This is a genomic window from Actinomycetospora sp. CA-084318, from assembly GCF_050955885.1.
Taxonomy (GTDB): Bacteria; Actinomycetota; Actinomycetes; order Mycobacteriales; family Pseudonocardiaceae; genus Actinomycetospora.
In genome coordinates, this window is record NZ_CP192098.1 from 1,268,414 (window position 1) to 1,280,396 (window position 11,983).

General features: G+C 73.9%; 13 protein-coding genes and 1 tRNA gene. 11 read left to right on the forward strand and 3 right to left on the reverse strand.

What is annotated here, in order from left to right; all coding sequences use genetic code 11:
• Positions 1–36 precede the first annotated feature (36 nt).
• The 5 genes from rph to ACQPYX_RS06245 all read left to right on the forward strand — a co-directional run bounded on the left by rph (position 37) and on the right by ACQPYX_RS06245 (position 3,073).
• Positions 37–780 (forward strand): ribonuclease PH, encoded by a 744-nt coding sequence (gene rph / locus ACQPYX_RS06225; protein WP_230751377.1) that lies wholly within the window; start codon positions 37–39, stop codon positions 778–780.
• Positions 780–1,412 (forward strand): RdgB/HAM1 family non-canonical purine NTP pyrophosphatase, encoded by a 633-nt coding sequence (rdgB, locus tag ACQPYX_RS06230; RefSeq protein WP_433802031.1) that lies wholly within the window; start codon positions 780–782, stop codon positions 1,410–1,412. The genes rph and rdgB overlap by 1 nt, the downstream gene beginning before the upstream one ends.
• 4 nt (positions 1,413–1,416) lie before the next feature.
• Complete coding sequence (locus ACQPYX_RS06235) at positions 1,417–2,028, forward strand: class I SAM-dependent methyltransferase (RefSeq protein WP_433802032.1); 612 nt, start codon at positions 1,417–1,419, stop codon at positions 2,026–2,028.
• Positions 2,012–2,824: an alpha/beta fold hydrolase gene (locus ACQPYX_RS06240; RefSeq protein WP_433802033.1), complete on the forward strand. Its 813-nt coding sequence runs from the start codon at positions 2,012–2,014 to the stop codon at positions 2,822–2,824. The genes ACQPYX_RS06235 and ACQPYX_RS06240 overlap by 17 nt, the downstream gene beginning before the upstream one ends.
• Before the next feature lie 175 nt (positions 2,825–2,999).
• Positions 3,000–3,073, forward strand: a tRNA-Leu gene (locus tag ACQPYX_RS06245).
• 1 nt (position 3,074) lies between these two features.
• Here ACQPYX_RS06245 and bcp read toward each other — a convergent pair.
• Positions 3,075–3,548 (reverse strand): thioredoxin-dependent thiol peroxidase, encoded by a 474-nt coding sequence (gene bcp, locus ACQPYX_RS06250; protein WP_433802034.1) that lies wholly within the window; start codon positions 3,546–3,548, stop codon positions 3,075–3,077.
• Between the two features lie 146 nt (positions 3,549–3,694).
• Between bcp and ACQPYX_RS06255 the strand changes: the two genes are divergently transcribed.
• The 3 genes from ACQPYX_RS06255 to ACQPYX_RS06265 all read left to right on the forward strand — a co-directional run bounded on the left by ACQPYX_RS06255 (position 3,695) and on the right by ACQPYX_RS06265 (position 6,138).
• Positions 3,695–3,916 (forward strand): DUF3618 domain-containing protein, encoded by a 222-nt coding sequence (locus tag ACQPYX_RS06255; RefSeq protein WP_179796856.1) that lies wholly within the window; start codon positions 3,695–3,697, stop codon positions 3,914–3,916.
• Between the two features lie 84 nt (positions 3,917–4,000).
• Positions 4,001–5,728: an AMP-binding protein gene (locus tag ACQPYX_RS06260; protein WP_433802035.1), complete on the forward strand. Its 1,728-nt coding sequence runs from the start codon at positions 4,001–4,003 to the stop codon at positions 5,726–5,728.
• Positions 5,725–6,138 (forward strand): acyl-CoA thioesterase, encoded by a 414-nt coding sequence (locus ACQPYX_RS06265; protein ID WP_433802036.1) that lies wholly within the window; start codon positions 5,725–5,727, stop codon positions 6,136–6,138. The genes ACQPYX_RS06260 and ACQPYX_RS06265 overlap by 4 nt, the downstream gene beginning before the upstream one ends.
• Positions 6,139–6,255: 117 nt before the next feature.
• Here the strand turns inward: ACQPYX_RS06265 and speD are convergent, their stop codons facing one another.
• Positions 6,256–7,512 (reverse strand): adenosylmethionine decarboxylase, encoded by a 1,257-nt coding sequence (speD, locus tag ACQPYX_RS06270; RefSeq protein WP_433802037.1) that lies wholly within the window; start codon positions 7,510–7,512, stop codon positions 6,256–6,258.
• Positions 7,513–8,691 carry a type III PLP-dependent enzyme gene (locus ACQPYX_RS06275; RefSeq protein WP_433802038.1) on the reverse strand — a complete coding sequence of 393 codons (1,179 nt, stop codon included), beginning with the start codon at positions 8,689–8,691 and terminating at the stop codon, positions 7,513–7,515.
• A 229-nt stretch (positions 8,692–8,920) separates the two neighbouring features.
• Between ACQPYX_RS06275 and ACQPYX_RS06280 the strand changes: the two genes are divergently transcribed.
• The 3 genes from ACQPYX_RS06280 to ACQPYX_RS06290 are packed head-to-tail and all read left to right on the forward strand — an operon-like array spanning position 8,921 to position 11,963.
• Positions 8,921–10,696 carry a hypothetical protein gene (locus ACQPYX_RS06280; protein WP_433802039.1) on the forward strand — a complete coding sequence of 592 codons (1,776 nt, stop codon included), beginning with the start codon at positions 8,921–8,923 and terminating at the stop codon, positions 10,694–10,696.
• A 24-nt stretch (positions 10,697–10,720) separates the two neighbouring features.
• Positions 10,721–11,545 (forward strand): SDR family NAD(P)-dependent oxidoreductase, encoded by an 825-nt coding sequence (locus ACQPYX_RS06285; RefSeq protein WP_433802040.1) that lies wholly within the window; start codon positions 10,721–10,723, stop codon positions 11,543–11,545.
• 7 nt (positions 11,546–11,552) lie between these two features.
• Complete coding sequence (locus ACQPYX_RS06290) at positions 11,553–11,963, forward strand: pyridoxamine 5'-phosphate oxidase family protein (RefSeq protein WP_433802041.1); 411 nt, start codon at positions 11,553–11,555, stop codon at positions 11,961–11,963.
• The last annotated feature ends 20 nt before the right edge of the window (positions 11,964–11,983 follow it).

Consider the following 11,983-nt stretch of genomic DNA (forward strand, 5'->3'; position numbering starts at 1 on the left):
GTCGCCCCGGAACGGCGCCTCCTAGGGTGGGCGACCGTGGCACGCAGTGACGGCAGGTCCGACGACGAACTCCGCCCCATCGAGATCCGCCGGGGGTTCCAGCAGCACCCGGCCGGGTCGGTGCTGGTGTCCTTCGGCAACACCCGCGTGCTCTGCGCGGCGAGCGTCACCGAGGGCGTCCCGCGCTGGCGGCGCGACTCCGGGCTCGGTTGGCTCACCGCCGAGTACGCGATGCTGCCCTCGGCGACCCACACCCGCTCCGACCGCGAGTCGGTCAAGGGCCGGGTCGGCGGGCGCACGCACGAGATCAGCCGGCTCGTCGGGCGCTCGCTGCGGGCGGCGATCGACCTGAAGGCGCTCGGCGAGAACACCATCCAGCTCGACTGCGACGTGCTCCAGGCCGACGGCGGCACCCGCACCGCGGCGATCACGGGCGCCTACGTGGCGCTCGCCGACGCCGTGACCTGGCTCGGCGCGAAGAAGAAGCTGGCCGACCCGAACCCGCTGTCGTGCTCCATCGCCGCGGTCTCGGTCGGCGTGGTCGACGGACGGGTGCGGCTCGACCTGCCCTACGAGGAGGACTCGCGCGCGGAGGTCGACATGAACGTCGTCGCCACCGACGCCGGCACGCTCGTCGAGGTCCAGGGCACCGGCGAGGGCGCGACCTACACCCGCGCCACCCTCGACGCGATGCTCGACTCGGCGCTCGCCGGCATCGCGAAGCTCACCGAGGCCCAGGCCGCCGCGCTCGCCGAGCCCTACCCGGGGGAGCTGCCCTGATGCAGGTCCTGCTCGCCACCCGCAACGACGCCAAGCTCGTCGAGCTCCGCGAGATCGTGTCCGGCTTCGGCCTCGAGGTGATCGGGCTGAACGAGGTCCCCGAGTTCCCGGAGGCACCCGAGACCGGCGCGACGTTCGCGGAGAACTCGCTGGCCAAGGCCCGCGACGCGTGCGCGGCGACGGGCATGCTCGCCGTCGCCGACGACTCCGGGCTCGCCGTCGACGCCCTGAACGGCATGCCGGGTGTGCTCTCGGCGCGCTGGTCGGGCTCGACCGGCGACCGCCGGGAGAAGGACGCGAAGAACCTCGCGCTCGTGCTCGACCAGATGGCCGACGTCCCCGAGGAGCGCCGCGGCGCCGCCTTCGTCTGCGCGGCGGCGGCGGTGCACCCGGACGGCCGCGAGGTCGTCGTGACCGAACGCTGGCCCGGGCGGCTCATCCGCACCTCGCGCGGCGTCAACGGCTTCGGCTACGACCCGGCCTTCGTCCCCGAGGGCGGGTCTCGCACCTCCGCGGAGATGTCGCCCGAGGAGAAGAACGCGGTGTCCCACCGCGCGCGGGCGTTCCGGGCGCTGGCGCCCGAGCTGCGGAAGCTCGTGGGAGACGCAGCGCAGCGGGGCTCGACCTCGTGACGTCGTGAACCAGCAGTACTTCGCCGAGGAGCCGGCCACCCCGTCGGCGCCCGAACCGGCGCGGTTGGACGTGCGGGGCCTGTCGTTGTCGGTCACGACCGACTCCGGGGTGTTCGCGCGCGGGCGCCTCGACAAGGGCACGCGGGTGCTGCTCGAGCACGCCCCGGAGCCGGAGCGCGGCGGCGACCTGCTCGACCTCGGCTGCGGGTGGGGGCCCATCGCGCTGTGGCTCGCGACGATCCGGCGTCGGTCGACCGTGTGGGCGGTGGACGTGAACACCCGCGCGCTCGGGCTCGTCGAGCAGAACGCTCGGGCCGCGGGCCTCGGGAACATCCGGGCCTGCCGTCCCGACGAGGTCCCCGACGACGTCCGCTTCGCCGGGATGTGGTCCAACCCGCCGATCCGGGGCGGGAAGACCGCGCTGCACGACCTGCTCCTGCAGTGGCTGCCGCGGGTCGACGGACCCAGCCGCCTCGTCGTCGCGAAGAACCTCGGCTCCGACTCGCTGGCGCGCTGGCTGGGCGATCAGGGGTACAGGGTGTCGAGACTGTCGTCGAACGCGGGGTTCCGCGTGCTGGAGGTCGTTCTCGATGCTGGCGGTGGAACGGAGCGGTAGCGGTGCCCCGGTGCTCTGCCTGCACGGATGGCCGGGCGGGGTGTCGGACTACCGGCTGCTGACGCCGCTGCTGGTGGACGTGGCCGAGGTCGTCGTCCCGCACCTCCCGGGGTTCGGGCGGTCCTTCACCCCGGGCGACGAGCTGCGGCCGCCGTCGGACTTCGATCGCGCGCACCTGGTGGCGGCGCTCGGGGAGCTGGACCTGGCCCCGGCCGTCGTCGTGGGCTACGACGTCGGCATCACGACGGCGGTCGCGTACGCGCGGGAGTTCCCCGACCGCGTCCGGGCTCTCGTCCTGGGTAACACGCTGGCGCCGTCGGTGACGGTGGAGGCGGTGCTGTCCGACGAGTACCGGCCGGAGTTCTGGTACCAGGACTTCCACCAGCTCGAACTGGCCCGTCGGCTGATCGACTCGAACCCGGCCGCCGTCCGCACCTATCTGGAGCACTTCTGGTCGCACTGGGGTGCGCGGCCGGAGGCGGTCGTCGACGAGCAGCTCGTCGAGGACTACTCGCGGCCGGGCGCGTTCACGGCGTCGGTGAACTGGTACCGGTCGGGGTCGTCGTCGCTGTACACGGCGCTGGGGCTGCGCGGTGTCACGGAGTTCCCGCCGCCGCTCGACGTGCCGGCCACGGTGATCTGGGGCGCGCAGGACCCGATCTTCCCGTCCAGGTTCGCCTCGGCCGTGCCGGACCTGCTGCCGCGGGCGGACGTCCGGGTGCTCGACGACGTCGGGCACTTCACGCCGATCGAGGCGGCGCCGGAGATGGCGGAGGCGATCCGGTCGTATCTCTGAGGGCTTCCCGACGACCCGTGGGGCACCTTGTCGCGGTTTCCTCACCGACCCGGGGTGCCTTGTCGTCGTGAATCACAACGACGAGGTGGGGCGGCCGAGGTGGTAGCCCGCGACAGGAGCGCGAGCGCCTACAGTGACCGCATCCGCCGTCGGGGAGTGTTAGTCCGAACGGCAGGCCGGCGTACTCCAAGTGGCAGAGAGGGCGATTTTAGGGGTCGCACAGTGTGGGTTCGAATCCCATCGCCGGCACTCACAGCTTCAGATCGCGCAGCAGCCGACCCACGTGGCCGGTCGCCTTCACCCCGTACTGGGCGATCTCGACCTTGCCCTCCGCGTCGACCACGAAGGTCGAGCGGATGACGCCCACCGAGGTGCGGCCGTACATCGTCTTCTCGCCCCAGGCGCCCCAGGCGGGCATGACCGTCTTTTCGACGTCCGCCAGCAGCGGGAACGTCAGCCCCTGGTCGGCGCGGAACTTCGCGAGCTTCTCCGGCTTGTCCGGGGAGATGCCCACGACGTCGATCCCGGCGTCGTCGAGGGTCGCCAGGTTGTCGGTGAAGTCGCACGCCTCCTTGGTGCAGCCGGGCGTGTTCGCGGCCGGGTAGAAGTAGACGACGACGCGGCGGCCGCGGTAGTCGGCCAGGGAGACCGTCTCGCCCGTGTCGGAGGGCAGCGAGAAGTCCGGGGCGACGTCACCCGGGGTCAGGCGGTTATCGGCAGCCACGGGCGGGCACGATACCGCTCACATGTCGTCGGCCACCGTGCGGCGCGTCGTCCCCGGGGTCGGCGCGCGAGGGCGACACGATGCCGCCACGATGGCGGCACCCGAGGTGCCGAAGAGCACGTACCGAGAAGGACGAGGGAGGCTCCGTGGCACGCGACCCGGACACCATCGAGCGAGAGATCGAGCAGGCTCGCGAGGCGCTCGCCGGGGCGCTGGACGAGCTCTCCGAGCGGGCCAACCCGCAGCGTCTCGCCGACCAGGGCAAGGAGATGGCCGCCGAGAAGTGGGCGGACCCGAAGATCAAGTACGCCGTCATCGCGGCGGGCACGTTGATCGGGCTGCTGGTGCTGCGCAAGCTGTTCAAGTAGCCACTCGTACGGCTGTGGGCGGGTGCCGCGAGGTGATAGGAACCTCGCAGCACCCGCCCGTCGTCGTTCCCGGAGGTCCTCGTCGTGCCGTCGTCGTCGCCACTGACTCCCGCCGCGCAGGCCTTCCGTGCCGCGCGTGACCTGCTCGTCGAGCGACAGACCGACTACGACTCCGCCCGCCGCGACTTCGCGTGGCCGCAGCTCGACGAGTTCAACTGGGCGCTGGAGCACTTCGACGCGATCGGCCGCGACCCCTCGTCGAAGGACCGGGCCGCGCTCTGGATCGTCGAGCAGGACGGCTCCGAGGCGAAGTACTCCTTCGCTGACATGACCGCCCGGTCCAACCGCACCGCGAACTGGCTGCGCTCCCTCGGCGTCCGCCGCGGCGACCGGATGATCCTCATGCTGGCCAACCAGGTCGAGCTGTGGGACACGATTCTCGCCGCGATGAAGCTCGGCGCCGTGCTCATCCCCTCGACGCCGATGCTGGGCGCGGCGGACCTGCGCGACCGCATCGACCGGGGCGCCGCCGCGCACGTCGTGGTCCGCGACGCCGACGTCGACAAGTTCGCCGACGTGCCCGGCGACTACACGCGGATCGCCGTCGGCGCGTCCGTTCCGGAGGGTTGGCAGGACTTCGCGTCGGCGTCCTCGGAGTCGGCGGAGTTCGAGCCGGACGGTCCGACGCGCGCCGACGACACCCTGCTCCTGTACTTCACCTCGGGCACCACCTCGAAGCCCAAGCTGGTGCAGCACACGCACGTCTCCTACCCCGTCGGGCACCTCTCGACGATGTACTGGATCGGCCTGCAGCCCGGCGACGTGCACTGCAACGTGGCCTCCCCGGGCTGGGCCAAGCACGCCTGGTCGAACGTCTTCGCGCCGTGGTGCGCCGAGGCGACGATCTTCATCTACAACTACTCGCGCTTCGACGCGGACGCGATGCTGCGCGTGCTGGTCGACCACGGGGTCACCACGTTCTGCGCGCCCCCGACGGTGTGGCGGATGCTCATCCAGGCCGACCTGAAGGCGTGGACGGTGCCGATGCGCGAGCTCGTCGGCGCCGGCGAGCCGCTGAACGCCGAGGTCATCGAGCAGGTGCGCGAGGCCTGGGGGCTGACGATCCGCGACGGGTTCGGTCAGACCGAGTCGTCGCTGCAGATCGCGAACACGCCCGGACAGCCGGTCAAGGACGGTTCCATGGGCCGCCCGCTGCCGGGCTTCGAGATCGCCCTGGTCGACCCGGTGTCCGGCGCGGTCGGCGAGGAGGGCGAGATCTGCGTCGACCTCTCGAAGCGCCCGGTCGGGCTGATGGTCGGGTACGCAGACGACGACGAGCGCAACGCCGAGGTCATGCGCGGCGGCTACTACCACACCGGTGACGTCGGGGCCCGCGACGCGGACGGCTACATCACCTACGTCGGCCGCTCCGACGACGTGTTCAAGGCCTCCGACTACCGCATCTCCCCGTTCGAGCTTGAGAGCGTGCTCATCGAGCACGACGCGGTCGCCGAGGCGGCCGTCGTCCCCTCGCCGGACCCGCTCCGGCTCGCTGTCCCGAAGGCCTACGTGGTGCTCGCGCGCGGGTTCTCGCCCGACGAGTCGACGGCCCGCTCGATCCTCGAGTACTGCCGCGAGCACCTGCCCGCCTACAAGCGCGTGCGGCGCCTGGAGTTCGCGGAGCTGCCCAAGACGATCTCCGGCAAGATCCGGCGGGTCGAGCTGCGCGGGCGGGAGAACGAGCTGCGCCCGACCGGCGAGGGCACCCCCGACGGCGAGTTCTCGGACGAGTCGCTCGGGCTGCGGTCGTGAGCTTCGCGTTCCCGGTCGTCCCCCGGTACGCCGAGATCGACCAGCAGAACGTGGTCTTCTTCGGCCACTACCTGACCTGGTGCGACGAGGCGATGACCGGTTTCCTGGCCTCGGTCGGCTACGCGTACCCGGAGATGATCGCCGACGGCGTGGACATCCAGGTCGTGCACGCGTCGCTGGACTACGCCACGTCCGTGCGCTGGGGCGACGAGGTCTCGCTCGTCGTCACGAACGAGAAGGTCGGGACGACGTCGCTGGCGTCCCGGGTGGTCGTCCGGCGACGGGGCGACGACGGCTGGGAGGACGCCGTGACCGTGCGGCTGGTGCACGTGTGCGTCGACTCGACGGCCTTCACCAAGGTGCCGGTGCCGCCGCGTCTGGCCGAGGGGCTCGCGGGCGCGCGGGGCTGACGGCTGCCGTTCCCCATGGTGGGTGCGGTGGGTCGGTGGCGCGAGCGAGCACCTGCGGTGGTCCCGGGGCCGGTCCGGGCACCGCAGGTGCTCGTCGATCACGACGAGGTCGGAGCCTCAGTGCCGGACCGCGAACGGCAGGATCGACCCGCGCAGGAGCGCCTCGGCGTCGATCGACGTCAGCGTCGGGAACCGCGACATTCGCGACGCGGCGAGCGCCACCGGGTCCTCCACCACGTCGAGACGCCCGGTGAGGTACGCCCACTCGTGCTCGTCCGAGCAGTAGGGCAGCACCGTCGGGAACACCGACGAGAACCGGGCCGACATGCGCTTCAACGTGTCGTTGCGCCACACCGTCGGACAGCCGGCCTGCGTGTTGACCACACCGCCCGGGGCCAGGACGGCCGCGCACCGCTCCAGGAACGGCGTCCCGTAGAGCCGGGCGTGCTGGGCGGGGTCGTCGACCTCGACCGGCTCGTCGGGCAGATCGACGATGACCACGTCGTACCGGTCGCCGCGCTCGGCGGCCGCGGCGAGGAACTCCCACCCGTCGCCGTAGTGCACCCGGACCGGACCCTCGTGCGCCTCGGCCGCGGTGAGCTCCGTCGTCGAGTAGCCGTAGGGCAGCAGCTCCGCGCACCGGCGGACGCACTCGGTGTCGATGTCGACGTGGTCGACCAGCGACGCCCCGGCGGCCACGGCCAGCTGCGAGACGACACCCTCCGACGAGCCCACGACCAGCACCCGGTCGAGCCGGTCCGCGAGCAGCAGCGGCGGCACCGCGAGGGCCTCGTGGTAGACGAGCTGCGTCTGCTCGGTGGACTGCCGCTCGCCGTCGCAGAACAGCGAGATCCCCTGCGCGGTCCGCGCGACGATCATGTCCTGCCACTCGGTCCGACCGCGGAAGAGGACCTCGTCGATCCGCCAGCGCCGGCGCATGCCCTCCGCGAGCGGCTCGTCGACCTCGCGCTGCCCGACGACGTCCGGTGCCAGCCCGGCCCCGCGCGCGACGATCTGCGCGCGCACCTCGACGGCGCCGACCTCCCGGCCGAGCACCTCGACGATCCGTTCCGGATCGGCGTGCTCGCCGCAGGTGAAGACGTCGACGAACGCGGCGCCCGCCTCGGGATAGGCGTGGACCGAGGCATGGGACTCGGCGAGCAGCGCGAGGACCGTCGTGCCCTGGGGTTCGAAGCGGTGGGCCACGACGTCGAGGACGGTGGCCCCGCCGGCGTCGAGGGCGGTCCGCAGGGCTCGGGTGACAGCGGCGTCGTCACCGAGCAGCGCGGCGGACACCCCGCGCAGCTCGGCGAGCACGTGGCGTCCCGCGAAGGAGGGTGCGGGGACGGCCGGGGTCACGGCGGAGGTCGTCAATCAGGGGTCCTCTCGGGGGTCGGAGGTCGGCACGATCACGGTCGGCAGCGGGGGTAGCCCGTTGAAACCGACCGACGCGTAACTGGAGGTGTAGGCGCCGGCGCCGAGGAACTCGACGACGTCGCCGGGCGCGAGATCGAGCGGCAGCCGGACGTCCGCGCGCCGGTACAGCACGTCGTCGCCGTCGCAGGTCGGCCCGGCCAGCACCACGGGGCCGCGCGGTGCGTTCGCGGGGTGCCCGGGGCAGCGGAGCCGGTAGACGATCATCTCGCCCTCGGTCTCGGCGAGCCCCTGGTAGCGGCCGACGTCGAGGTAGATCCACCGGCGGCCGGCGCGCTCGGTCACGAGGACGACCTCGGCGACCAGCACGCCCGCGTCCGCCACCAGCGCCCGGCCCGGCTCCGCGACCAGGTGCGGCCGCCAGTGTCCGAGCTCGGCGTCGATCGCGGCCGCGATGTCCGGCAGCGCGGGCACGGGACCCGCGGCGTGCGTCGTCGGGAAGCCCCCGCCCAGGTTGAGCTCACCGACGGGGAGGCCGGCGAGCCCGGCCGCGCGGCGGGCGGAGGCGATCCCGCGCCGCCACGACGACGGGTCGGTCTGCTGCGAGCCGGGGTGGAAACCGAGGCCGTGGGCGCGCAGGCCGGCGGCGTCGGCGCGCCGCAGCAGGGCCGCGGCCTCGTCGGGGGGCACGCCGAACTTGCCGGCGAAGGGCGTGGCGGAGCCGTCGTCGTCGACGGCCAGCCGCACCGTGACCGCCGCGCCGGGGGCCTCCCGGGCGAGCAGGTCGACGTCGGCGGCGGAGTCGGTGGTGAACCGCGCGACGCCGGCCGCGACGGCCGCCCGGACGTCGGAGGCCTTCTTGACGGGGTTGCCCCACGTCATCCGCCGGGGCTCGATCCCGGCGAGCAGGCAGGCGTCGAGTTCGCCGACGCTCGCGAGGTCGGCGCTCACCCCGAGGCCCGCGAGCAGTGCGAGCACCTCGGGATGCGGGTTCGCCTTGATGGCGTAAGCAGGCTCGACGCCCGGGAACGCGTCACGGAAGGTTGCGAACGCATCCGCGACCACCGCGAGGTCCAGCTCCAACCGGGGGCTGACCTTCACCTGTTCGGGTGAGGGGTGCGCCGGGCTCGACGCACGTCCGTGCGCCTGCACCGTTCGCTGTGCACCCACACCCTCCATCGTGCCCGTAACCGGGGGCGTGCGATGCACGAAACGGCTGACGTGAGACCTATCGGACGCGTACTGTCCGAGATCTTCCGATCTGGCGGGATCGGGAGAGGCGGGTCGGGGAGAAAGCAGGAGACGTATGCCTTCGGGCTCCCGGGGAGGATGGGAGACGGGTCGGCGGCGGCAGCAGAGGTGGCCGCGGTGGTCGGCCCGCAGCACGGCCGTCACGGGACTCTTCGCGGTGGCGGTCGCCGCGGCGGCCCTCGGGGTCGGCCGCACGGTCGTCGCACCGCCCGGGCCGAGCGAGCAGGCCGCGGGCACGGCGGGCACGTCGCGCACGCTCGTGCCCGAGACCACCTCGGCCGACGACGGGTACGGCGGCGGGACGGGCTCCCGCTCGGAGGTCGCCCGAGACCCGGCTCCGGGTCTCGGCGTCCCCGGGGCCTCCGACGGCTCCGGCTCCGCCGACCCCGACGACTCGCTCGCGCCGCCCCTCACGCCCATCCCGCTGCCGGGCGCGCGGTCGCAGGGCAGCGCCCCGCCGCCCGCCACGAGCACGCCGGCCGGGTGGGATCCGCCGCTCGAGCCCATCGTCCCGGGCGGCGCCTCCTCGCCCGCCCCGTCCGGGTCGTCGGCCCGGTCCACCCAGGCCGCTCCGGCGGCGCCGCTCGTGCCCGCGCCGGCGTCTCCCGCCGCCCCGGCGGCTCCCGCATCGCCCCCGGCTCCGGCGGCTCCGGCGGCCCCGGCCGCTCCCGCAGCTCCGGCCGCTCCCGCGGCGACGCCCGACCAGCCCGGGCTGCTCGACCTCCCCGGTCGGGTGCTCGGCGGTCCGCCGGAGCAGACCCGGCAACGCGACGAGGCCCGCGCCCGGACGCCGCAGGGCGGCGACGGACCCGGCCGGGCCGACGAGCCCGCCCGTGAGCCCGCCCGTGAGCCCGCCGACAAGCCGGCCGAGAAGCCCGCCGGGAACGGCGGCCAGGGTGCGGAGAAGCGTGCCGAGAGGGGCGCCGGCACCGCGACCGCTCCGCGCACCGCGGCGCTGCCCGCCGTCGCCCCGGCGGGCTGGCCGATCCCGATGCTGGGCCCGAGCAGCTCGGACGCCCCGTCGTCGTCGGCGACCACGTCGGCCGACCTCCCGGGCGAGGCCACCTCCACCGGCACCGGCTCCACCCTGACCCCCACCCGCACCCCCGCGGGCGGCGCCGCCACCGGCGCGCTGCCCGAGGGCTGGCCGATCCCGACCCTGGGGTCGGCGGCCACCGACGCCCCGCCCGGCTCGTCGGAGGCCATCACGACGACGACGGGTCCGGCCGCCCGCACGGGCACCACCGGGACGTCGGGTGCGGACCCGACGGGCACCCGCGCGCAGGTGCCCGGGACGGCCACCACCAGCGCGGCCCCGTCCGCCGCGGACGAACCCGAGACGACGGCCACCGACCCGACGACCGGGGTGACCACCACCCGCAGCCGCAGCGTCGATCCGAGCAGCGGCGCGGTCACCACCCGCTCGACGCAGACCGACCCGACCAGCCGCTCCCGCACGGTGCAGACCACCACGCGCTCGGCCGACTCCTCGAGCGTCGAGGTCACCACCACCCGCGAGTCGACCGACGAGGACGCGACGAGCACCCGGGCGCCCTCGTCGTCGCGGTCGAGCAGCACGGCGTCGAAGCCGTCGAGCAGCACGGCGTCAAAGCCATCGAGCGAGAGGTCCTCGAGCCAGAAGTCCTCGAGCCAGAAGCCGACCTCGCGGTCGTCGAGCTCGTCGGTCCGGTCGAGCACCTCCAAGGACTCCGACGGCTCCACGGTGAAGGAGACGACCACCTCGGACGGCGAGGGCAACAGCGTCACCAAGCGCAGCGTCACCTCCTCCGACGGCGAGGAGAAGACGGTGTACTCCGCGCAGTCCTCGGACGGGCAGTCGTTCGAGTACGAGACGTCGGCCGCCGTCACCGGGACCGAGCCGACGGACACGTCGGGGACCGAGAGCTGGTGGTCGCGACTCTGGTCGTGGTGAGCGTCGATCGGGTACAGGGCCGGGGTGCCGCTGCCGCCTCCCGGTCCCGATGCCCACGTCCTCGTCACCGGCGCCTCCTCCGGGATCGGCGCCGAGACGGCCCGCGCCCTCGCGACCCGCGGCTATCCCACGCTGCTGGTCGCCCGGCGTGAGGACGCGCTGACCGAGCTGGCCGCCGAGCTCCGCGACCGCAGCGGGCTCCCCAGCGAGGTCCACGCCGCCGACCTCGGCGACGACACCGCCCGCGCCGGCGTCCGCGACCTCCTGCGGCGCGACGATCGCATCGTCGGGCTCGTCAACGCCGCCGGCTTCGGGGCGACCGGCCGCGTCGTCGACCAGGATCCCGACGAGCTCGACGGCCTGATCCGCGTGAACGTGCTCGCGCTGCACGATCTCACCGTCGCCGCCGTGCAGGCCCTCGCGCGGCGGTCGCGGGCGACCGGCCGGTCCGGGGCGATCCTCAACGTCTCGTCGATCACCGCGTTCCAGCCGCTGCCGGGCGTGGCGAGCTACGCGGCGAGCAAGGCGTTCGTGCAGTCGTTCTCCGAGGCGGTGCACACCGAACTGGCGGGCACCGGCGTCACGCTCACGACGCTCAGCCCCGGCCTGACCCGCACCGGGTTCGCCGACGCCGCCGGCACCGAGGCGTTCGACCGGGCGCCCGGCTTCACCGTCGGCGAGGCCGCGGACGTCGCCGAGGCGGGGGTCGTGGCCATGGCGGCCGGGCACCGCAGCGTCGTCCCCGGGCTGGTCAACCAACTGAGCGCGCTGTCGGGGCGGCTGACGCCGCGCACCGTGCTCCTGCCCGTCGTGCACCAGGCGATGGACTGGTTCGGCGGCCGGGGATGATCTCCCCATGAGCGTCACCCCGGCCGACCTGCACGCCCGCGGCGAGGAGTTCGCCGAGTTCTGGCGCGAATACCACCTGTGCACCCTCACCACGCTGCGCCGCGACGGCAGCCCGCACGTGGTGCCCGTCGGCTGCACGCTCGACCTCGACACCGCGACCGCCCGCATCATCACCTCCGGGCCCAGCCGCAAGGCCGCGCACGTCCGGCTCGGGGGCGACGGCGGCGCGCGCGTGGCGGTCAGCCAGGTCGACCGCGCCCGATGGTCGACGTTGGAGGGCCTCGCGGTGGTCCGCGACGACCCGGCGTCGGTCGCCGACGCCGAGGCCCGCTACGCCGCGCGCTACCGGACGCCGCGGGAGAACCCGCGCCGCGTGGTCCTCGAGATCACGCTGACGCGGGTCATGGGCTCGCGCTGACGCGCCGGCCGGAGTGATCA

Bases quoted from the DNA above. Each gene is read 5' to 3' on its own strand.
- rdgB (WP_433802031.1), top strand. From the start codon at position 780: ATGCAGGTCCTGCTCGCCACCCGCAACGACGCCAAGCTCGTCGAGCTC.
- ACQPYX_RS06275 (WP_433802038.1), bottom strand. From the start codon at position 8,691: ATGGAGGGTGTGGGTGCACAGCGAACGGTGCAGGCGCACGGACGTGCG.
- ACQPYX_RS06290 (WP_433802041.1), top strand. From the start codon at position 11,553: ATGAGCGTCACCCCGGCCGACCTGCACGCCCGCGGCGAGGAGTTCGCC.